This is a genomic window from Microbacterium sp. C448 (assembly GCF_000582705.2).
Taxonomy (GTDB): domain Bacteria; phylum Actinomycetota; class Actinomycetes; order Actinomycetales; family Microbacteriaceae; genus Microbacterium; species Microbacterium lacus_A.
On sequence record NZ_HG779775.1, the window covers coordinates 1 to 22159 of the forward strand.

Here is a 22159-nt window from a genome sequence, read left to right on the forward strand (position 1 = left end):
AGGCCTTCCCGCCTACGACGAGATGTTCGGCGGGCCGGAGCATCCGGGAGCCCTCGCAGAGTCTCGCCAGGCGTACCGCGAGCTCTATCAGGCTCTCGCGCGGATGACTCAGGAAGAGCTGCGCGGACGCACCGACTCCCTCGCGAGCTCGTATCTGGCGCAGGGCGTGACGTTCGACTTCGCGGGCGAGGAGCGACCGTTCCCCCTGGATGCCGTTCCGCGCATCATCGACTTCGACGAGTGGTCGCATGTCGAAGCGGGAATCAAGCAGCGCGTCCGTGCTCTCGAGGCGTTCCTGGACGACGCCTACGGTCGGCAGAACTGCGTCCGCGACGGGGTCATCCCGGCTCAGCTGATCGCCTCGTCACAGTACTTCTATCGCCAGGCCCACGACATCCATGCCGCCAACGGCGTACGCATCCAGGTCTCGGGAATCGATCTGATCCGCGACGAGCACGGCCAGATGCGTGTGCTCGAAGACAACGTCCGTGTACCGAGCGGTGTCAGCTACGTCATCTCGAACCGCCGGGTCATGGCACAGACGCTGCCGGAGCTGTTCGTCTCGATGCGGGTCCGACCGGTCGGCGACTACCCGAACAAGCTGCTCGCTGCGCTCCGGGCATCCGCCCCGCCCGGAATCGACGAGCCGAACGTCGTCGTCCTCACCCCCGGCGTCTACAACTCGGCGTACTTCGAGCACACGCTGCTCGCCCGGCTGATGGGTGTGGAGCTCGTCGAAGGCCGAGACTTGCTGTGCGCCGGCGGCAAGGTCTTCATGCGGACGACCCGGGGTCCGCGTCGGGTCGATGTCATCTACCGCCGCGTCGACGACGACTTCCTCGACCCCCTGCAGTTCCGGGCCGACTCGATGCTCGGCTCCCCCGGCCTCATGCTCGCCGCGCGGCTCGGCAACGTCACGATCGCGAACGCCGTCGGCAACGGCGTCGCCGACGACAAGCTGCTCTACACCTACACACCCGACCTGATCCGCTATTACCTCTCGGAAGAGCCGATCCTGCCGATCGTCGACACGTGGCGCCTCGAAGACCCGGGCGCGCTCGAAGAGGTGCTCGATCGACTGCCCGAGCTGGTTGTGAAGCCCGTGGACGGGTCGGGCGGCAAGGGCTTGGTCGTGGGGCCGGATGCCTCGCGCGCCGAACTCGATCAGCTCCGCAAGCGCCTCATCGCCGACCCCCGCGGCTGGATCGCGCAGCCCGTGATGATGCTGTCGACCATCCCCACGCTGGTCGAGGACGGGATGCGTCCGCGTCACGCCGACCTGCGGCCCTTCGCGGTCAACGACGGCGACGACATCTGGGTGCTGCCCGGCGGGCTGACCCGCGTGGCGCTGCCCGAGGGTGAACTCGTCGTCAACTCGAGCCAGGGCGGCGGATCGAAGGACACCTGGATCGTCGGCGGCTCCGCCCCGACCCACATCGAATATGGCCAGGGACACGGCATGGCCGGACTGGTCGCCGACCAGGCATCCACCATCACCGAGTCGATCTCGATCATCTACGCCGAGGACGGCGACGAGGAGCAGTCCGAGGTCACGCATTCGCCGCAGGATCGCCCGCGCAACCGCTCCGAACAGCAGGAACAGCAGCAGCAGAGCGGGGAGGAAGCGCCATGCTGAGCCGCATCGCCGCACTTCGACACGCGCCCTGCGGGCGCTGCTCAGTGACCGGAAAGGACGGCTCATGCTGAGCCGCATCGCCGAGAGCCTGTTCTGGATCGGCCGCTACATCGAGCGCAGTGACGGAACCGCGCGCATCCTCGACGTCCACCTGCAGCTCCTGCTCGAAGACCCCTGGATCGACGAAGAGACGGCCTGCCGCGCCATGCTCACGGTCATGGGTTCGACGGCGCCGGCAGCCGCCGAGAGCGTCCGCCGCGAAGACGTGCTCTCGCGACTCGCCGTCGACCGCATGAACCCCGCGAGCATCGCCTATTCGCTCACCGCGGCTCGGGAGAACGCCCGTCGTGCCCGCGAGATCGTCTCGACCGAGCTCTGGGAGGTTCTGAACACCACGAGCGCCCGGATGCCTCGCCGCCTGCAGACCGACAAGGTGCACGAGTTCTTCCAGTGGGTGCGCGAGCGCGCGGCCCTCGCGACCGGTATCGTCGACTCGTCGACCAGCCGAGACGAGTCGTGGCAGTTCTTCACGCTCGGGCGGAGCATCGAGCGCGCCGACATGACGGCACGTCTGCTCGCGACGCGGTCTCTGACCGAGGCGTCCGGTCCGTCGTGGACGACGATCCTGCGATCGTGCGGCGCCTACGAGGCGTATCTGCGGACGTACCGCGGCATGCCGAGTGCGAAGAACGCCGCCGAATTCCTTCTGCTCGACCGCCTGTTCCCGCGGTCGATCATCTACTCCATCCAGCGTGCCGAGGACTGCATGAGCGCCATCGACCCCCGCGAAGATCGCGTCGGCCACTCCAACACGGTGCTGCGGGCGCTCGGGCAGATCCGTAACGACCTCGAATACCGGCCCATCGGCGAGATCCTCGGAGAACTGCCGCGGCACATGGATCGGGTGCAGCGCGTCACACGGGAGGCGTCCGAGGCGATCCGCGCCCGGTTCTTCCCGACGCAGGCGGAGCCGAGCTGGATCGGAGAGATCTCGTGAAGCGCCTGAGGATCGAGCACGCGACCGGCTTCTCATACAAGGGGGATGTCTCGGCGTCGTACAACGAGGCTCGGATGCTTCCCGGCACCACGGATAGCCAGTTCGTGCTGAGCTCGTCGCTCGATATCGAGCCCTCGACATCCGTCAACACCTACGTCGACTACTTCGGCACCCGGGTGAGCGCCTTCGACGTGCTCTCGCCCCATGCCGACCTGCAGATCACCGCTCGCAGCCTCGTCGAGGTCCGCCCGCGGCCCATCGAGCACAGTGGCATCACGTGGGAGCGGCTCGCGGTCGAGGCGGCTCGATCGATCGAAACGGTCGAGCAGCTGACCCAGACGAACCGCACGATGCCCCATCCGGATGTCGCCGAGATCGCTCGGACCATCGCCTCCCAGCACGATGACCCGGGCCGAGCGGCACACGACATCGTCGTCGCGATCGGCGACGCGGTGGAGTACATGTCCGGCGTGACCGGGGTGCACTCGACGGGCGCCGAGGCGTGGGAGGCCCGCAAGGGCGTCTGTCAGGACATGGCGCACATCGCTCTCGGGGCGCTGCGCTCCGTCGGGATCCCCGCGCGGTACGTGTCGGGATACCTGCACCCGAAGCCCGACGCTGCGGTCGGTGTCGCCGTCACGGGCGAATCTCACGCCTGGGTGGAGTGGTTCGCCGGCGAGTGGCAGGGGTTCGACCCCACCAACAACATCGAGATCGGCGACCGTCACGTGCTCGTCGGGCGTGGCCGCGACTACAACGACGTACCGCCGCTGCGCGGTGTGTACGCGGGACCGTTCAAGAGCCAGCTGTTCGTGCGCGTCACGATCACCCGCGAAGCCTGATCCAAGGCCTCGGGCCTCCGACTTGCGTCCTGTGGTCGTTATCCGAGCCGAATTTCGACCATAAGATGCAATTCGCGCGTCGGCGGGTCAGGCCCGGGTCGGGTTCGCGTCCGTGACGACCGAAATGGGACGCGTGTGGTCGAGCGACAGGCCGAACCGGCGCGTGCGGTGGCGGTGCAGACGGCCCGAGGCCAGCAGCCAGGTCACCCCGATGATGAACGCCGTCAGACCTGCGGCGGAGCCGACGAGGATGGCCGCGCGCGGGCCGAGTTCGGCCGCGACCCAGCCGACGATCGGTGCGCCGATGGGTGTGCCGCCCATGATGACCGCGAGGTAGAGGGCCATGACGCGCCCGCGCAGGCTCGGTTCGGTCGTCGTCTGCACGTAGCCATTGGCCGTCGTCAGCATCGTCACGATCGACAGGCCCACCAGGATCTGGGTCGCGGCGTACGTCCAGTACGTGGGCATCAGGACGGATGTCGCGGATGCCAGGGCGAATCCGATGGTCGCCAGCACGATGACCCGGAGGCGTGCCCGGTCGCGCCGGGCGGCGAGCAGCGCGCCGGCCACAGAACCGATCGCGAGGATCGACGAGAGAAGACCGAAGCCGTCGGCTCCCTGACCGAACTCGAGCGCCATGGTGGACGCGAAGATCGGGAAGTTCATGCCGAACGCGCCCACGAGGAAGACCATCACGAACACGACGATCAGATCGGGCCGGCCGCGCACGTAGCGGAAGCCGTCGGCGATTCGCGATCCGGCGCGCGATACGGCGCGGGGCACGAGTTCGCCCTGGCGGATCAGCAGGAGGGCGATCACGGTCGCGAGGAAGGTGACCGCGTTGACGAGGAACACCCATCCCGTGCCGACTGCGACGATCATGAGCCCCGCCACCGCGGGGCCGATCAGGCGGGCGCCGTTGAACGAAGCCGCGTTCAGGGCGACGGCATTCGAGGTGTTCTCGCGCGAGACCAGGTCGGTCACGAACGTTTGACGTGCGGGATTGTCGAAGGCCATGACGACGCCGAGCGCGAGCGCGAAGGCGTACATCAGGGGCAGGGTCATGGCGCCGACGAGGAGTAAGACTCCCAGCGCGATGGCGAGCAGCAACAGGATGCTCTGGGTGAGCATGAGCAGCCGCCTCCGCTCGAACCGGTCGGCCACCCATCCCGTCACGCTCACGAGCAGCAGAGGTGGTCCGAACTGCAGAGCCATCGTGATGCCGACGGCGGTGGCGTCGTTGTCGGTCAACTGTGTCAGGACGACCCAGTTCTGGGCAGTCGACTGCATCCACGCCCCGACATTGGAGACGAGTGCGCCGATGAACCAGACCCGGTAGTTGAAGATCGAAAAAGATCGGAACATCGCGCTCATCGTTCGGATATCCGTGCCAGCAGCGCTGCGGCCTGCGCGAGTGTCTCCCGTTCGGCGGGCGTGAATTCCGAGAGGGTCGCCTCGAGCCAAGCGTCGCGTAGACGCGCGGTTTCGGTGATGACATCGTGCCCGGCATCGCTGAGGGCGATATTGACCTTGCGGCGGTCGTCCTCGTCGGGCGTGCGTGTGACGTATCCCCACTCTTCCAGGCAGTTGACCGTGCGATTCATGGATGGGGCGGACACCCGTTCGCGCTCAGCTAGTTCGCCCAACGTGTGCGGACCCTTCATGCGCAACCAGCCGAGCACAGCGATCTGTCCGTCGCTCATCGTGTCGACCGCGCGCTCCGCCCGGAGGCGGCGCGAGAAGCGCATCACGGACATCCGTAGCGCGGATGCCTCTTCGTAGAGGCCCGGCGAGGTCGTGGTGAGGTCGGCATGGCGGGCGACGGGATCGGCGGTAGTCATCTCGATAGTTAGCATAGCTCATTACCAATGCTAACGATATTGACGGACGCCTCGAGTGACCGCCGAGTCCCCCGGTAGAGTCGGGCCCATGCCGGAGTTCATCGACGCGCACGGCGTCGCGATCGTCTACGACGTCCATCCCGCGATCACCGCCCCGCGCGCCGTCGTTCAACTGCTCCACGGAGTGGGCGAGCACGCGGGCCGATATGGCACGGTCATCGCCCAACTCACCGCCCACGGATACACCGTCTACGCCGACGACCATCGCGGCCACGGACGCACGGGGATTCGTCAGCACGGCGATCCCACCCGCCTCGGCCGCCTCGGGCGTGGGGGGATGCCCGCGACCGTCGCCGCGCTCACACAATTCACCGAGTTGATCCGCGCCGAGAACCCCGATCTTCCGCTCGTGCTGCTCGGCCACTCGTGGGGCTCGTTCCTCGCGCAGATCCTCGTGAACGACGACCCCGAGGAATACGACGCCGTTGTGCTCACCGGCACTGCCCTGCGCTGGCCGGGGTCGCTCAACGCGGGCGCTCTCAATGCGCCCTGGAAGGGACCGGATGCGACGGGTCGTGAATGGTTGTCGTCGGATCCTGCGGTGGGTGCGGCGTTCGGCGAAGACCCTCTGACGACGGATCGACCGCTGCTGGCGCTGTTCGGACCGATCGATGCCGCCCGCCTGTTCGGCCGCCCCGCACGAGGGCTGCGCGACCGTCGGACGGCTGACCTGCCCGTGTTGATCATGGTGGGACGCGAGGACACGGTGGGCGGCGCCGCATCCGCTCATCGCCTGGCGCGCGCCTATCGCGACCGCAGCGGCCTCGACGACATCACCACGCTCATCTACCCCGGTGCCCGGCATGAGGTGTTCAACGAGGTTCAACAGGCCGATGTCCGTGCCGACCTGCTGGCCTGGCTCGAGAAGCGCTTTCCCTTTCGCGCCTAGTCTGGAGCCATGCACGGCGAATACAAGGTCCCAGGCGGCAAGCTCGTCGTCGTCGACCTCGAGACACGCGACGGCCTGATCTCGGACTTCCACCTGGCCGGCGACTTCTTCCTCGAGCCCGACACGGCGCTCGAAGCCATCGACTCCGCCGTGCAAGGCCTCCGCGAAACGGCGGATGTCACGGCGATCGCGGCGGCGGTACGCGCTGCTCTTCCGCCCGACACTCAGATGCTCGGTTTCACCCCGGAGTCCGTCGGCACCGCGGTGCGGCGGGCGCTCGTGACGGCTCCCGGTTGGAGCGACTTCGACTGGGAGGTCGTGCACGAGCCGGCCGTCTCGCCGCGCATGAACCTCGCGCTCGACGAGGTGCTCACGGCTCGAGTCGGCGACGGGCGGCGGCGACCGACCCTGCGCATCTGGGAATGGGACGAATCCGCGGTCGTGATCGGATCGTTCCAGTCGTTGCGCAACGAGGTCGACCCCGAGGGTGCGGCACGGCACGGATTCGATGTCGTCCGTCGAATCTCGGGCGGCGGGGCGATGATGATGGCCGCGGGCCAGATCATCACGTACTCCTTATACGTTCCGGCGGCTCTCGTCTCGGGCATGACGTTCGCCGACTCGTATGCGTTCCTCGACGACTGGGTGCTGCAGGCGCTTCGCTCGCTCGGCATCGAGGCGACCTACCAGCCGCTGAACGACATCGCGAGTCCCACGGGCAAGATCGGCGGGGCGGCCCAGAAACGTCTCGCGAATGGCGGGGTGCTGCACCACGCGACGCTCAGCTACGACATCGACGGCCAGATGATGACCGAGGTCTTGCGCATCGGTCGCGAGAAGTTGAGCGACAAGGGCACGGTATCTGCCGCGAAGCGGGTCGACCCGCTTCGTCGGCAGACCGGGCTCGCCCGCGACGTCGTGATCAAGCGTTTCATCGATACTTTCACGCGCCTCTACGGTGCCGAGCCCGGCCATATCACGGCCGAGGAATATACCGAGGCGGAGGAGCTCGTCGAGTCCAAGTTCGCGACCGACGCCTGGCTGCGCCGGGTGCCGTGACCGACGCGGCGCCGGACGCGGTCGTCGTCGACGCGGAGCCCGGAGCATCCGTCGTCGTCGTCGAGGGCGAGAACCTCGCGGCGATGGCAGCGATGCCGGATGCCTCGTACGCACTCGTCTATCTCGACCCGCCGTTCAACACTGGTCGGGTACAGGGCCGAGCGGTTCACACGTCCCGTCCCCTCGTGACCGAGAACCCCGCTGGGCCGCAGCCCATCGAGGGAGGCGGTGTGGCAAGCACCGCCCCGGTCTTCCGCGGTTTTCACGGCCGCGACTACGACCGGGTCGTCGGGCTTCTTCGCTCGTACGACGATCGCTTCACCGACTACTGGGACTTCCTGGCGCCGCGCCTCGCCGAGGCCTGGCGTCTTCTGGCGGCGGACGGCACGCTATACCTCCACCTCGACTACCGCGAGTCGCACTACGCCAAGGTCGCGCTCGATGCGCTCTTCGGGCGGGACTGCTTCTTGAACGAGATCATCTGGGCGTACGACTACGGGGCGAAATCGCGCAGCCGATGGCCGACCAAGCACGACACGATCCTCGTCTACGTCAAGGATCCGTCGAACTACGTCTTCGATTCCGACGCCGTCGACCGCGAGCCGTACATGGCGCCGGGACTCGTCACCCCCGAGAAGGTGGCGCGTGGGAAGCTTCCGACGGATGTCTGGTGGCACACGATCGTGCCCACCACCGGTCGTGAGAAGACCGGCTATCCGACGCAGAAGCCCGAGGGGATCCTGCGGCGCATCATCTCGGCATCGACGCGGGTGGGGGATGCCGTGCTTGATCCCTTCGCGGGCAGCGGCACGACGGGCGCGGTCGCCGGTGGGCTGGGGCGGCGTGCGGTGCTGATCGATCACAACCCCGACGCCATCGAGGTGATGGCGAGACGGATGCCCGAGGCCGAGATCCGGCGTCAGCCGAGCGCGACCACCGAGGCGTAGGCGTCCGAGACGACGTCGGGAGATGAGCTTCCGACGTCGAACACCCGCGCGGCGCCGCGTCTGCCGTTGGATATTGCTGCCCACCCGGGTTCCCCGTCGCGAATGAACTCCACCGCGGCTCCGTGGATCGAATCGGCGAGTGCGCGCGGGGGAGCGTCCCCGGCGATGGCGCTCACCCGCGGTGCATCCAGTACGTCGAAGAGGAAGGGCACATCGAGGCAGTGCAGGGCGATGCCGTGGGTCGGCGAGACCCACGAGAGTCGGTACAGCCAGGTGCGGGCGGTCGGCTCATCCGTGCTCCCCGCTGCGATGGCTCGTGCGTCGGCAACGCGCGCCACGCCCGCGCGGAACGTGTGGTCGGTCACGTACCGGCCCACCAGCCGCCCGGTCCCCCGTTTGCGAACCGCACGATTGCCTTTCAGGTAGCCCGAGGCAACCCGCCGGCTCGCGCCGAGAGCTCGCAGGGCGAGGCGCGCAGGGACGAACCGCAAGATCTTCGAACCCATCGTGATCATGGTGAACTCGTCGTCGTTCGCGCCGATGACGAGTGGCTTATCGGCGCCGACTCCCGTGCGGAGGGATTCGAGCGTCGGTCGGGGAATCAGGTCGCCGTCGACGACCGGGCCGAGGCCGACACCGTCGCGCAGCAGGCCGCGGGCGACGGCGAGCCCCTTCGCGTCCGGCTCTTGCGTGGCGCGTTCCTGGGCGTCGACGATCACCTCGGGGTCGACCGTGGCGAAGCCCTCTCGGTCGGGCGGGACACCGAGGTGCTCGGCGAGGCGAGCACCGATCGCGCGAGCACGATCCACCGCGATGTCGCCGAGGGCGGGGGAGGAGCACCAGACCTGGTGGAACAAATGTTGTGCCGACGGCATCCCGAGCAACGTCAGAACGGCACCGCCGCCCGCCGACTGCCCGGCGATCGTGACGCGCTCGGGGTCGCCGCCGAAGAAGCCGATGTTCGCACGTATCCACTCCAGGGCCGCGAGCCAGTCGCGCACGGCGCGGTTCTGCGGTGCGCCGTCGATCCATCCGAAGCCGTCGAAACCGAGCCGGTACGAGAGCGTGACCGTCACGACCCCGTCGCGGGCGAATGCCGCACCGTCGAACCAGGGGCTGGCAGGCGAACCGGTCGTGTACCCGCCGCCGTGAATCCAGACCCACACCGGCAGGCGCGAGCCGGGATCGGCTGCCGGGGTGAAGACGTTGACGTTCAAGGTGGCATCGCCCGGGACGGGCGGTTCGGGAATCAGGGTCGTGTCGGCGAAGTCGTGCCGCAGGGGAGTGGGGCCGTAGGCGGAAGCATCACGCACCCCAGCCCAGGGGCGGGGAGCTGCGGGGGCGGCGAAGCGCAGGTCGCCGACGGGCGGTTCGGCGAACGGGATACCGAGGTAGGCCTCGCCGGTGCCGCCGGGCGTGCTGTGACGAATGCCACGCACGGCTCCCTGCAGCGTGCGTGCTTCGGGGGCGGCCGGGGTCATCGCGTGGTCTCCTGTCGGGGGTCGAGGGCGCCGAGGAGGGCGTCGATCGTTCCCGCCATGTCGAGGTTCGGATCGAGCAGCCAGTGCGTCTGCAGACCGTCGGCGAGAGCGTGCACGACCGTCGCGAGGGTGGCGGCGGGAATGGTGTCGACGATCCGCCCCTCGGCCTGGAGAGTCGTGATCGCCGGGATCAGGAGCTCGCCGAGGTAGCGCTGACGGTCGAGGAAGAACTCGTGCGCCGGATGCTCGGGCGCTGCTGCGTCGACCGAGATGTGCGCGAAAAGCTGCACCAGGCCCGGTACATCCGCGTTGTGCCGAACGATCTCGAGGAAGGATGTCAGCACCGCTTCGGCAGCATCACCGGGTGCCCCCGCGCTCTCCGGCCGGGGCGCATGCGCAGCGTGGTCGACCTCATCACGCTTGCGGAGGATCGCGGTGTACAGCTCTTCCTTGCTGTCGAAGTAGTGCAGCAGTCCCGCTTGACTCAGGCCCGCGGCGTCCGCCAGCTCTCGAACCGACGTGCGTCGCAGGCCTTCGCGAGCGATCACGTCGAGCGCTGTCGTGAGGATCTCTTCGCGTTTGGCAACGCCCTTCGCGTAGGAGCCTCGTCGATTCATGGGTAGAGCGTAGACCGGATGCCTCTTGCCAATAAAAACCGAGCGGCATACGCTTTTGATGGCGCATGAAGTACGCACGCCATCCACAAGGGAGTGAACATGTCCGATTCCGTAGCCCAGCCATCCGTCACCGACCTGACTCTCGAAGAGAAGGCGTCACTCACGAGCGGGGCGGATTTCTGGACCACCACGGCCATCGATCGCGCCGGCGTACCCAGCATCATGATGACCGACGGGCCGCACGGCCTACGCAAACAGGCCGACGGCAACGATCACGTCGGCCTCGCGAACAGCGTGCCCGCGACCTGCTTCCCGCCCGCCGTCGGGCTCAGCGCGACCTTCGATCCCGAGCTCGCGGTACGAGTCGGCGAAGCGTTGGGTGTCGAATCCGCCATCGAGAATGTCGCCGTCATTCTCGGCCCCGGCATCAACATCAAGCGCTCGCCGCTCTGCGGCCGCAACTTCGAGTACATGTCCGAAGACCCGATCGTCTCGGGTGTGATGGGTGGCGCGCTCGTCCGCGGCATCCAGTCGCGCGGGGTCGGGGCGTCGCTCAAGCACTTCGCCGCGAACAACCAGGAGACCGACCGGCTGCGCGTCTCGAGCGATGTGGACCCGCGCCCGCTGCGCGAGATCTACCTCCGCGGGTTCCAGATCGCCATCGAGGGCGCGCAGCCGTGGACGGTGATGTGCTCGTACAACCGCATCAACGGGGCCTATGCGTCCGAGGACCCGTGGCTGCTGACGAGCGTCCTCCGCGACGAGTGGGGATTCGAGGGGCTCGTGGTCTCGGACTGGGGTGCCGTCAACGATCGCGTCGCCGGAGTCATCGCGGGACTCGACCTCGAGATGCCCTCGAGCGGCGGAGCAACCGACGCGCAACTCGTCGCGGCCGTGCGGGACGGATCGCTCGACGAGGCCGCGCTCGATGTCGTCGCGCGCCGCGTGCTCGACCTGGTGCAGAAGGCCGGTCGGCGGCCCGCTATCGACGGTCACCTCGACATCGATGCGCATCATGCGTTGGCCCGCGAGGTCGCCGGACGGGCGATCGTGCTGCTGAAGAACGATGACCGCGTGCTGCCGCTCGCCGCCGAGCAGAAGGTCGCCGTCATCGGTGCCTTCGCCGAGACGCCGCGCTTCCAGGGCGCCGGGTCATCGCTCATCAACCCCACCCGGCTCGACAGTGCCCTGGATGGCTTCGCCGAATACGCGGCTGAGGGCGCCGTGACGTACGCGGCGGGCTTCGCCCTCGATGGTTCGGGTGATGCCGACGTGCTCCGCGCCGAGGCTGTTGCTGCGGCATCCGCGTCCGAGGTCGCCGTCGTCTTTCTCGGTATTCCCGCGTCTGCTGAGTCGGAGGGCTTCGACCGCGAGCACATCGATCTGCCGGCGGATCAGCTCGCACTGCTCGACGCCGTCCTGGTGGCGAACCCGCGCACGGTCGTCGTTCTGTCGAACGGCGGGGTCGTGGCGTTGCCCTTCGCCGACCGGGTTCCCGCGATCATCGAAGGATGGCTGCTCGGCCAGGCCGGGGGGTCGGCCACGGCGGACGTGCTTTACGGCGCAGTGAACCCGTCGGGGCGCCTCGCCGAGACCATCCCCGTGCGGCTCGAGGACAACCCCTCGTACGGCAACTTCCCGGGCGAGCACGGTCACGTGCGCTACGGCGAGGGCTTGTTCGTCGGGTACCGCTGGTACGACGAGCGCGGCCTCGACGTGACGTTCCCCTTCGGGCACGGCCTGTCGTACACGACGTTCGCCTACGGCGACGCCCAGGCATCCGTTCGCTCCGACGGCGACATGGCTGTGCGTATCGCCGTGACCAACACGGGTGAGCGGGCGGGCCGCGAGCTGGTTCAGGTCTATACGGCACTGCAGGGATCGGCGGTGCAGCGGGCGCCGCGCGAGCTCAAGGCCTTCCAGAGCGTCGCACTCGAGGCGGGCGAGACGCGTGAGGTCGAACTGATCGTCCGGCGCGACGACCTGGCGTACTGGGATGTGCGCGTGGACCGCTGGGTCGTCGAGGGGGGCGAGTACGAGGTGCACGTCGGTGCCTCGAGTCGCGACATCCGTTCGGTTGCTTCGGCCGAGGTCGCGGGGGACGAACTCGTTCTCCCGGCCTCGCTCAACTCATCCATCACCGAGCTTCTGGCGCACCCCGTGCTGGGTGAGCGGATGCGTGCGCTCGTCGCCGCCGCGTTCGGGCCGGGAGCGGAGTCCGAGGGAGCGCTTCAGGTTCTCGGATCGTTCCCGATCGGTCGGCTCGCCGCCTTCCCCAATGTGCCCGCGACGCGGGACGAGATCGAGCGGATGATCGCTCAGGCCTGACCCGCGGGGGTCAGCCACAGTCGCCGAAACACCCCGCGTGCGCCGAAACACCCCACGACACGGGGTTTTTCGCGGCACACGGGGTGTTTCGCGGGATGTGGCGGGGCGACCGGCGCGCCGGTCGGGCGGAGCGGATGCCGAAGGTCAGGCGTCGCGGCCGGCCCCACGAGAGGGCGTCACCGTGAAGATGTGCGGTGCGGCGTAGCCGCGCTCCGCGAAAGCGGAGGTCGCGGCATCCGTCACCGCACCGACGAGGTCGTCGGCCACGAGGGCGATCGCGGCGCCGCCGAACCCGCCGCCCGTCATCCGCGCGCCGACCGCACCGGCCGCGAGTGCGGCATCGACCGCGGTATCGAGTTCGGGTGTCGAGATTTCGAAGTCGTCGCGCATCGAGGCGTGCGAGGCGACGAGCAGGTCGCCGATCGCGTGGGGTCCGCTTTCGCGCAGGGTCCGTACGGTGTCGAGCACGCGATAGTTCTCGGTGACGATGTGGCGGACGCGCCGGAATGTGACGTCGTCGAGCAGCGCCTGGGCCCGAGGGAGGTCGTCGAGCGTCAGGTCGCGCAGCGCGGGCACACCCATCGAGGCCGCGCCCAGCTCGCACGACGCACGCCGTTCGCCGTAGCCGCCGGTCGCGTGCGAGTGCTTGACCCCTGTGTCGATGACGAGCAACCGGAGACCCGCCGCGTCGAACCCGAGGTCGATGCTCTCGGTCGCGAGCGTCCGGCAATCCAGGAACGTTGCGGCGTCGGCGCGCCCGAGCATCGAGGCGACCTGGTCCATGATGCCCGTGGGGGCGCCGACGGCGTCGTTCTCGGCCGTCCGACCGATTTTCGCGAGCTCGAGCGGAGAGAGGCCCAGGGCCCAGAGATCATTCAGCGCACTCGCGGTCGCACCCTCGATCGCGGCCGACGACGACAGGCCGGCCCCGATCGGAACATCCGACGAGAATGCGAGGTCGAGGCCCGGTAGTTCGCGCGCATCGATGCCGGTCGCCCGCAGCGCGGCCCAGGCGACCCCGAGCGGATAAGCGGCCCACTCCGGGATGCCGTGGTCCGGGTGGTCGAAGAGCGACGGCAGGTCGTCGAGTGCCACCTCGACCGGCGTCGGATCGAACGTCGACGTCACGCGGATGATGCCGTCATCGCGGCGGGACGCTTTTGCGCGGGTGCGGTACTCGATGGCGAACGGCAGGACGAAGCCCTCGTTGTAGTCGGTGTGCTCGCCGATCAGGTTGGCGCGCCCCGGGGCCGACCAGACGCCGGAATCGCTCGCAGGTGTGGGGATCATCGCTCGATTGCCTCTCGGATGCGGGCGGCGGCGTCCTCGGGGGCGATGTCACCGATCCATGCGCCCATCGCCGCCTCGGAACCCGCGAGGTACTTCAATTTGTCCGCCGCGCGCCGCGGGGAGGTGAGCTGCAGGTGCAGACGCACGGTGTCGCGCCCGGTGTGAACGGGCGCCTGGTGCCAGGCCGCAATGTACGGAGTCGGGGTTTCGTAGATGCGGTCCACACCGCGCAAGAGGCGCAGATAGACATCCGCCAACTCGTCGCGCTCTTCCGGGCTCGTGGCGGCGAAGTCGGGTACGTGCCGTTTCGGTGCGAGATGGATCTCGACGGGCCAGCGGGCCGCGAACGGCACATACGCGATCCAGCGGTCCGATTCGAGGACGACACGGGGTCCCGCGGTCTCGAACGCGATGATCCGCTCGAACAGATCGGGCCCCTCGCGATCGATGGATGCGAGCAGGGTCGATGTGCGGGGGGTGATGTAGGGGTACGCGTAAATCTGACCGTGAGGGTGGTGCAGCGTCACGCCGATCTCTTCGCCGCGGTTCTCGAACGGGAAGACCTGCTGGATGCCGGGAAGTGCCGAGAGCGCCGCGGTGCGATCTGCCCACGCCTCGATCACGGTGCGGGCGCGCGTCGTCGTCTGCGTGCCGAAGGATCCCTCGTGTTCGGGGCTGAAGCACACCACCTCGCAGCGACCGACGGACGAGCGGGTGCGGCCGAGTCCGGGGGCGACGAGGTCTGCCAGACCGTGTGGGGGATCGTCGGCGCGGGGGGCCGTGTCGGTGGGTTCGGCGAGTCCGGGTCCGAACGACGGCGACTTGTTCTCGAAGACCGCGACGTCGTACAGGGACGGGATCTCGGAGGGATTGGTGGGGGTTTGCGGCGAGAGTGGATCGAGGTGGGCGGGCGGAAGGAACGCCCGGTTCTGTCGCGCGGCGGCGACCGAGATCCAGTCGCCGGTCAAGGCATCGCGGCGCATGGTCGCGGTGGCCGGCCGATCGCCGAAGGCTCGGGAATCGATGGCGCGCTCGGAGCTGAGCGCAGTGCCCGGGTCGTCGTAGTAGAAGAGTTCGCGGCCGTCCGCGAGGAGGCTGGCGCGGCGGACGACCCCGCCCGAGAGGGGCACGGCGTGAGGGAGCATGTTCACGATAACACGCTATATTCCAGGGCTGATATCGTCAACATCGGAGGCACAAATGGCGAACTCGCAGCGACCGTCGATGGCCGATGTGGCGGCTCTCGCCGGTGTTTCGGCTCAAACGGTGTCGCGGGTCGTGAACGCGAGCCCACGTGTCGACCCCGAGACGCGGCACCGGGTCGAGGCCGCGCTGGCGCGATCCGGGTATCGCGTGCACCGCGCCGCGCGCGCCTTGCGAACGGGTCGGACCGGCATCATCGGCGCCGTGGTCTCCACGTTGGCCACGGTCGGCAACTCGCTCATGCTGCAGTCGGTCGTCGACGAAGCATCCGTCCGCGGCTACTCGGTCGTCATCGCCCGGATCGGCACGGACGGACCCGCCGAGGCGTTCGAGCGACTGCGCGAGCAGGGGGTCGACGGTGCGATCGTGGTGAACGAGGCATCCGCCCTGCTTCGGGACGTGGCGTTGCCCGACGAGTTGCGCCTCGTCGTCGTCGATTCGCCGCCCGACCCGCGCTACGCCGGAATCGAGACGGCGCACGCCGACGGTTCCGCCGCGGCGACACGTCACCTCCTCGAACTCGGCCACCGCACGATTGCGCACATCGCCGGGCCCGACTCTTCGTATGCCGCCGCCGAGCGCGAGCGTGGCTGGCGCGAAACGCTCACGGCCGCGGGGTGCGCCCCCGGCCCCCTGGTGCGGGCGCAGTGGACCTCGGCATCGGGATTCGAGGCGGGGGGATCGCTCATGGATGTCGGCACGGCGACCGCTGTCGTCGTCGCTAACGATCAGATGGCGCTGGGGGTGCTGCGCGCGGCGACTGAACGCGGCATCCGGGTGCCCGAGCGGCTCAGCGTGGTCGGGTTCGATGACGTCGACGACGCCGCGAACTACAGCCCCGCGCTCACGACCGTCCACCAGCCCTTCGATGAGCTCGGACGCCGTGCCGTGGCTGCCGTCCTGGGCGATGCCGAGCCGGGCTCGCGCGAGGTCGTGGCCGCGCCCCTCGTCGTGCGCGCCAGTACGGGAGCGATCATCGCACGCGCGTGAGTTCCAACAGTGTCGCAAGTGACGCCCGCGAGAGGATGGGCAGATGCCCCGGATCGTGATGGCGCCCGACAGCTTCAAGGGCACGCTGACCGCGACGGATGCTGCGAACGCCCTGGCCGACGGTTGGCGCTCGGTACGCCCGGGCGACGAGATCGTGTTGGCGCCGATGGCCGATGGTGGCGAGGGGACGCTCGACGCCCTGGCGGCGGCCGTCGCCCGCGCGGTGCGTGTGCCGGTCACGGTGCATGGCCACGATGGAACCCCTATCGAGGCCGTGTGGCTGCATCTGCCTGCACCGGATGGTGCGGGAGACGGTGCTGCGGGCGGGGTCGGCGTGGTTGAGCTCGCGTGCACCTCGGGCATCGAGCTCCTCGGCGGCCGTCTCCTTCCGTGGACGGCCTCGACGCGCGGGTTCGGCGTCGCGATAGCGAACGCCCTCTCGGTCGGCGTTTCGCGCCTCGTGCTCGCTATCGGCTCGAGCGCTTCGACGGACGGTGGGGTCGGTGTGCTGCGGGCCCTGGGAGCCCGCTTCACGGACTCTGCGGGTGCCTCGATCGGCGACGGCGTCGCGGGGTTGGAGCACCTCGTCGCGGTCGACCTCGAAGGGCTCGCCGAACTTCCGCCGGGCGGCGTCCGGGTGCTCACCGACGTGACGAACCCCCTGCTCGGTCCCCAGGGGGCGGCGTCGGTGTTCGGGCCGCAGAAGGGCTTGGACGCGGAGGGCGTCGTCCGCGCCGACGTGGCGCTCGCGCGGTTGGCGAGCCTGGTGCCGAGCTTCGACCCCGCAACCCCGGGTGCGGGTGCCGCCGGAGGCACGGGTTGGGCGTTGGGTGCGTGGGGCGCTGAGCTGGTCGCCGGGGCGCCCGAGATCGCGGCGCTCACGGGCTTGGCCGACCGGGTCGCGTCCGCTCAGCTCGTGATCACGGGCGAGGGTTCGTACGACCCGCAGTCCGCGGCGGGCAAGGTCCCGGCTTGCGTAACCTCACTCGCGCGCGGGCGTACGGCACTCGTCGCGGGCCGTATCGACCCGGACGCCGATACATCGTCGTTTGCGGCATCCGTCTCTCTCGCCGACCTGGCGGGTTCTCTCGAAAGCGCGATCAAGGATCCTGCCGTCTGGCTCCGCGCCTCGGGGGCCCACCTCGCGCGGGAACTCGGCCCCCGGCTCGCGGACGACACCTGACTCAGTACGTCGAGCTCGAGCGCTGAACGTCAGTCGCCGAGGGCTGCCGCGACGACCGCGCGGGCCTCTTCTTGCACCTCTGCGAGGTGCCCGGGCCCTCGGAGTGACTCCGCGTAGAGCTTGTAGACGTCTTCCGTGCCGGACGGGCGTGCGGCGAACCACGCGTGCTCCGTCTGCACCTTCAGCCCGCCGATCGCCGCACCGTTGCCGGGAGCGTGCGAGAGCTTCGCCGTGATCGGCTCTCCCGCGAGTTCGGTCGCCGAGACGTCGTCGGGGGACAGCTTCGTGAGCGTCGCCTTCTGCGCGGGCGTCGCGGGCGCGTCCACCCGCTGGTAGGCGGATGCGCCGAATTCGGCTTCGAGTTCGGCATACCGCGCCGACGGGGTCTTGCCGGTGACGGCGAGGATCTCGGCGGCGAGCAGGGCGAGCAGGATCCCGTCCTTGTCGGTCGTCCACACTGAGCCATCCGTCCGCAGGAACGAGGCGCCGGCGGACTCCTCGCCACCGAAGGCGACCGAGCCGTCGAGCAGCCCGGGCACGAACCACTTGAAGCCGACCGGCACTTCGAGCAGGCGACGACCGAGCGATTCGGTGACCCGGTCGATGATCATCGATGACACGAGGGTCTTGCCGACGGCCGCTTCGGCCGACCAGCCGGGTCGGTGCGAGAAGAGGTAGTCGATCGCGACGGCGAGGTAATGGTTGGGGTTCATCAGGCCGGCGTCGGGCGTGACGATTCCGTGGCGGTCGGCATCCGCATCGTTGCCGGTCAGGATGTCGTACTCGTGGCGGCGGGCGACGAGCGATGCCATCGCGTTCGGTGACGAGGGATCCATGCGGATCTTCTCGTCCCAGTCGAGGGTCATGAATTTCCACGTCGGGTCGACATCGGGGTTCACGACCGTGAGGTCGATCCCGTAGACCTCGGCGATCAGAGCCCAATACTCCACCGACGCTCCGCCGAGGGGGTCGGCGCCGATGCGGACCCCCGCGTTCTTGATTGCATCGATGTCGATGATGTTCGCGAGGTCCCGTACGTAGGCGTCACGGAAGTCGTAGCGTCCGAGCCCGTCGATGTCGATGTCGGCGTGGCGGACGCGCGCGACCCCTTCGAGGCCGGCCGTGATCAGCGCGTTGGCGCGGTCCGCGATCCAGGACGTCGCGTCGGTGTCTGCCGGGCCGCCGTGCGGCGGGTTGTACTTGAAGCCGCCGTCGCGCGGCGGGTTGTGGCTCGGTGTGACGACGATGCCGTCCGACCGACCCGCGTCATCCGCGGTCCGACCGTGGTTGTACGCGAGGATCGCGTGGCTGAGGGCGGGCGTCGGCACCCAGGAGTCGCGCGAATCGACCCGCACATCGACGCCGTTTGCGACGAGAACCTCGATCGCCGTCCGCTCGGCGGGTAGCGAGAGCCCGTGCGTGTCGCGGCCGAGGAAGAGGGGGCCCGCGATGCCTTGAGACGTGCGGTAGTCGACGATCGCCTGGGTCGTGGCGAGGATGTGGTCTTCGTTGAAGCTCGTCGACAACGATGAGCCGCGGTGGCCGCTTGTGCCGAAGGCGACGCGTTGCTCCGGGACGGAGACATCCGGCTTCAGGTCGTAATAGGCGGCGATCAACGCATCGACGTCGATCAGATCGGATGCTTCGGCTGGCTGTCCTGCGCGGCTCATCGTCCTAGTCTGCCTCGCCCGAGTGGCCGACGGCACCCTGCGGCTGATGTGGATATGGTTCGAGGACGTACGGTGCGACGAAAGTGGAGCTGATGGCGGACCAGACGCGGGTCGCGATCGTTGACGACCACGAGCTCGTGGCGATGGCGGTGCGCGGAATCATCGACGACACCCCGGGGCTGGTGTTCGCCCGGCACGAGATGTCCATGACCGCGATGGTCCGGCGTGGGCGAGACGCAGACCTCGTCGTGCTGGACCTGAGTCTGGGCGATGACACCACGCCCGCCGAAAACGTCGACGCCGCCGCACAGTGGGGAGCGTCGGTCCTGATCCTGACGGCCGCCGAAAACTCCTACCTCGTCCGTGAGGCGTCTCGGACCGATGCCCTCGGTATCGTGCGCAAGTCCGCTCCGCCTCGCGTGATCGCCGACGCGCTCCTCGCTGCGGCGAGGGACGAGTACGTGCCCACGACGGAATGGGCATCCGCGCTCGACACCGACCCGCTGCTGCACGCCGCACCGCTGACGGCTCGGGAGCGCGAGGTGCTCGGGCTGTACGCGGTAGGCATGGGGGCGAAGGAAGTCGGGGCCGCGCTCTTCGTGAGCGAAAACACCGTGAACGACCACCTGCGTCGCATCCGGACGATCTACCACCAGCTCGGTCGCCCCGCGGCGACGAAGGTCGAGCTCTACCAACGCAGCCTCGAAGACGGGTTCCTGCCGGCTCCGCGCAGTGGCTGATCCGCCCTCAGTGGTGCACAACGATGCTGTGTCGCACGCCGCCGAAGTATCGACGCTTCGCCTTCTACTCATCGGCGTGGCCGTCTCTGTGGCTGTGTCGGTCATCGTGACGCTCGCCGTCGCGGACGCGCGCGGCCGTGTGCCGGTGCCGGGTTGGTTCAGCATCCTGCTCGCGGCGGCCTTCGCGGCGCTCGTGGCGGTGGGCGCCGCCGCACCCTGGCTCCGTGCTCGCGCGCTGAGGCGCGGCGCAGCGGTTGGGGTCATTCTGTTCTTCGCGGCGCTTGTGCTGTTCGCGCCCGCCAGCGGTGCACTCGGCGGAACTGCATCGAGTGGCACCCTGCCCTGGGCGTTGACGTCGTTCGGCGGCATCGTCGTGGCCGCGGTGGTCGTCGGCGGTGCTCGGCTCGGTTGGTCGTTGATCGTCGTGTGGATCGTCATCGTGGCGTCGTTTCGGGCGATTCTCGGCGGCTACTCGCTCATCGGCCTCGCAAACGATGCGCAGGCCCTGACAACCGCCGCGACCCTGTGTGTGATCGCTGTCCACGCTCTGAGAGCGAGCCGCGAACTCGACGCCGCGGCTTCCCTCGCCGAAGCCGTTCGTGCCGAGCAGGGTGCGGCCCACGGTCGCCTCGCGGCGCGTGCGCGGGTCGCAGCCTTCGTGCACGATGAGGTGCTCGCGGCGCTGCGCGGTGCCGCGGACGCCGCGCCCGAGCAGGCGGACGCCGTGCGAGCCCAGGCCCAGCGAGCCACAGCCGTGGTCGGCGCGGACCGAGGGGCGAGCGACTGGGTGGAGAAGCTTCGCGCGATGGCGGATGCCGCGGGTGCCGAGCTGCGGATCACCCGCCTTCCGCGTGCTGTTGTGCCGAGCGCTCTGGCCGTCGAGGCTCTTCTGATTGCGGCGCGTCAGGCGCTCGACAACAGTGTCAGGCATGCCGGCCCGTGCGATCGTCGGGTCCTTCTCGAGATCGATGAATCCGGAGTATCGCTCGTCGTCGTCGACGATGGCGTCGGGTTCTCGCCGGGTTCCGTGCCGCCGGGGCGCCTGGGTATTGCCGCCAGCATCGAGGGCGCGATGCGCGATGTGGCCGGCGGAACCGCCCGCGTGACGGCGAGTCCCGGTCGCGGCACGCGGGTTGAGCTTCGGTGGGATGACACTCCGCACATCGAGGCAGACTTCGTGGAACGGCCGCCGCTGCCGTCCCGTCGTGGCGCCCGGGCGGACGTGGTCGTCGCTGTGACCCTTTTCGTCGTCGCCCAGTCGCTCGTCGCGGGGGTGGCGTCGGTTTTGGGTCCCGGCAGCGGCGCGGTGCCGTTGCTTGTGCTCGCGGGCATCCTCGTTTCTGCCGCTTTGACCATTCCCGCACCGCCCATTCGGGGGCCGTTGTCCCTCCGGCAGCGCGCAGTGATCGCGGTCGTCCTCGTGTGCGTCACTGTTCTCGTCGGGTTGCTCGGAACTCCGGCACCGTTGACCTACGGAAGTGCCTGGTTCGTGCCCGCCGCCGGGTTTGTGCTCGTTGCGGTGGCGCTCAACGCGCGTCCGGTGTTGGCGATCTCCGGGCTCACGCTGCTGCTGGTCATGCTCGTTATGGATGCCGTTGTGCGCGGAGGCGACCCGGTGCAGCTCGTCAGCATCGTTGTGCGGACGGCGACGATCGTGGGCCTCGGAACGCTCCTGTCGGTCGCGATCGTGCGCATGCGTCGGTCGACGCGCGACTATGCCCGGCGCGCGGTGCGGACCGTGGAGCAGCGGGAGTGGGATGCGGCCGCTCGCCGGGAACTGGAGGAGCACAAGGCGGCGCTGGACGACCTCGCCGGTCCCTTCCTTCTGCGTGTTGCCGCGGGAGAAGAGCTCGATGCGGCGGATCGCGCTCACGCGCGCGCTATCGAGGGACGTCTGCGGGACGGCTATCGCGCGGGGCGGCTGTTGCACGAGCCGCTCATCGAGGCGGCGATGCGCGCCCGCACGCGCGGTGTCGACGTCGTGCTGCTCGACGACTCGGGCGAGGGAGGAATCGAGCCCGCGCTTACCGTCGAGATCGCCGACTGGATGACGGAGCGGCTGGACGCGGCTGACGAGCGCTTCGTGGGTCGATTGCTCCCGCCAGGGCGCCCGTTCGCCGCTCAGGTTGTCGTCGACGGTCGGGCACTGACGTTCGTCGGGTAGGTGAGCAAACTCTCATCTTTTCGACGCGATTTGCGCCTGATTTCGGGGGTTATTGGGGTTCGAATGTCGGTGGCCGTCCGTAGAGTTTCGAACATGCATTCGAATTGTGATGACGTCGAGACGACGGGGGTGGACGCGATCGCGCGCGAGCTCGCCGGGGAGGGCATCGAAGTCTGGCGTGCGAATGCGCGTACCGAAGCCGCGATGGCGCGCGTGTTCGCG

The 22159-nt window shown here is 68.8% G+C and carries 18 protein-coding genes; 11 read left to right on the top strand and 7 right to left on the bottom strand.

The genetic code is table 11. The features are described 5' to 3' along the window. The 3 genes from MIC448_RS13480 to MIC448_RS13490 all read left to right on the top strand — a co-directional run. On the top strand, positions 1–1636 hold a 1636-nt coding region (locus tag MIC448_RS13480), incomplete at its 5' end, for a circularly permuted type 2 ATP-grasp protein (protein WP_036300704.1). A 64-nt stretch (positions 1637–1700) separates the two neighbouring features. After that, complete coding sequence (locus tag MIC448_RS13485) at positions 1701–2633, top strand: alpha-E domain-containing protein (protein WP_036300707.1); 933 nt, start codon at positions 1701–1703, stop codon at positions 2631–2633. Then, a complete protein-coding gene (locus MIC448_RS13490) occupies positions 2630–3475 on the top strand; it encodes a transglutaminase family protein (RefSeq protein WP_036300709.1) in 846 nt (281 codons plus the stop codon). The genes MIC448_RS13485 and MIC448_RS13490 overlap by 4 nt, the downstream gene beginning before the upstream one ends. 87 nt (positions 3476–3562) lie before the next feature. Here MIC448_RS13490 and MIC448_RS13495 read toward each other — a convergent pair whose 3' ends face one another. Next, positions 3563–4840 carry an MFS transporter gene (locus MIC448_RS13495; RefSeq protein ID WP_081766424.1) on the bottom strand — a complete coding sequence of 426 codons (1278 nt, stop codon included), beginning with the start codon at positions 4838–4840 and terminating at the stop codon, positions 3563–3565. A gap of 5 nt (positions 4841–4845) precedes the next feature. Next, positions 4846–5316: a MarR family transcriptional regulator gene (locus tag MIC448_RS13500; protein ID WP_036300711.1), complete on the bottom strand. Its 471-nt coding sequence runs from the start codon at positions 5314–5316 to the stop codon at positions 4846–4848. A gap of 88 nt (positions 5317–5404) precedes the next feature. Between MIC448_RS13500 and MIC448_RS13505 the strand changes: the two genes are divergently transcribed. The 3 genes from MIC448_RS13505 to MIC448_RS13515 are packed head-to-tail and all read left to right on the top strand — an operon-like array spanning position 5405 to position 8271. Continuing rightward, positions 5405–6265 (top strand): alpha/beta fold hydrolase, encoded by an 861-nt coding sequence (locus tag MIC448_RS13505; protein ID WP_036300712.1) that lies wholly within the window; start codon positions 5405–5407, stop codon positions 6263–6265. A gap of 9 nt (positions 6266–6274) precedes the next feature. After that, positions 6275–7324, top strand: a complete 1050-nt coding sequence (locus tag MIC448_RS13510; RefSeq protein WP_036300714.1) for a biotin/lipoate A/B protein ligase family protein — start codon at positions 6275–6277, stop codon at positions 7322–7324. After that, positions 7321–8271: a site-specific DNA-methyltransferase gene (locus MIC448_RS13515; RefSeq protein ID WP_036300716.1), complete on the top strand. Its 951-nt coding sequence runs from the start codon at positions 7321–7323 to the stop codon at positions 8269–8271. Before MIC448_RS13510 ends, MIC448_RS13515 begins: the two co-directional genes overlap by 4 nt. Here MIC448_RS13515 and MIC448_RS13520 read toward each other — a convergent pair. Continuing rightward, a complete protein-coding gene (locus MIC448_RS13520; RefSeq protein WP_036300719.1) occupies positions 8244–9752 on the bottom strand; it encodes a carboxylesterase/lipase family protein in 1509 nt (502 codons plus the stop codon). The two genes, MIC448_RS13515 and MIC448_RS13520, sit on opposite strands and share 28 nt — an antisense overlap. Next, positions 9749–10369, bottom strand: a complete 621-nt coding sequence (locus MIC448_RS13525; RefSeq protein WP_036300721.1) for a TetR/AcrR family transcriptional regulator — start codon at positions 10367–10369, stop codon at positions 9749–9751. Before MIC448_RS13525 ends, MIC448_RS13520 begins: the two co-directional genes overlap by 4 nt. Positions 10370–10468: 99 nt before the next feature. Between MIC448_RS13525 and MIC448_RS13530 the strand changes: the two genes are divergently transcribed. Further along, positions 10469–12697, top strand: coding sequence for a glycoside hydrolase family 3 C-terminal domain-containing protein (locus MIC448_RS13530; RefSeq protein ID WP_036300745.1), 2229 nt, complete (start codon positions 10469–10471; stop codon positions 12695–12697). A gap of 144 nt (positions 12698–12841) precedes the next feature. Here MIC448_RS13530 and galK read toward each other — a convergent pair whose 3' ends face one another. Together galK and galT are read right to left on the bottom strand one after the other, a co-directional pair. Beyond that, a complete protein-coding gene (galK, locus tag MIC448_RS13535) occupies positions 12842–13987 on the bottom strand; it encodes a galactokinase (protein WP_036300723.1) in 1146 nt (381 codons plus the stop codon). Next, positions 13984–15132, bottom strand: a complete 1149-nt coding sequence (gene galT, locus MIC448_RS13540; RefSeq protein ID WP_036300747.1) for a galactose-1-phosphate uridylyltransferase — start codon at positions 15130–15132, stop codon at positions 13984–13986. The genes galK and galT overlap by 4 nt, the downstream gene beginning before the upstream one ends. Before the next feature lie 55 nt (positions 15133–15187). On the opposite strand from galT, the gene MIC448_RS13545 reads away from it, so the two are divergent. Continuing rightward, positions 15188–16180, top strand: a complete 993-nt coding sequence (locus MIC448_RS13545) for a LacI family DNA-binding transcriptional regulator (RefSeq protein WP_036300725.1) — start codon at positions 15188–15190, stop codon at positions 16178–16180. Positions 16181–16223: 43 nt separating this feature from the next. Continuing rightward, complete coding sequence (locus tag MIC448_RS13550) at positions 16224–17363, top strand: glycerate kinase (protein ID WP_036300727.1); 1140 nt, start codon at positions 16224–16226, stop codon at positions 17361–17363. A gap of 29 nt (positions 17364–17392) precedes the next feature. Here the strand turns inward: MIC448_RS13550 and pgm are convergent, their stop codons facing one another. Continuing rightward, the gene (pgm, locus tag MIC448_RS13555; RefSeq protein WP_036300729.1) at positions 17393–19033 is read right to left on the bottom strand and encodes a phosphoglucomutase (alpha-D-glucose-1,6-bisphosphate-dependent); all 1641 of its coding nucleotides are present in this window, start codon (positions 19031–19033) and stop codon (positions 17393–17395) included. A 92-nt stretch (positions 19034–19125) separates the two neighbouring features. Between pgm and MIC448_RS13560 the strand changes: the two genes are divergently transcribed. After that, positions 19126–19773, top strand: coding sequence for a LuxR C-terminal-related transcriptional regulator (locus MIC448_RS13560; RefSeq protein WP_036300731.1), 648 nt, complete (start codon positions 19126–19128; stop codon positions 19771–19773). Beyond that, positions 19766–21937 carry an ATP-binding protein gene (locus MIC448_RS13565; protein WP_144238055.1) on the top strand — a complete coding sequence of 724 codons (2172 nt, stop codon included), beginning with the start codon at positions 19766–19768 and terminating at the stop codon, positions 21935–21937. Before MIC448_RS13560 ends, MIC448_RS13565 begins: the two co-directional genes overlap by 8 nt. Positions 21938–22159: the final 222 nt, after the last annotated feature.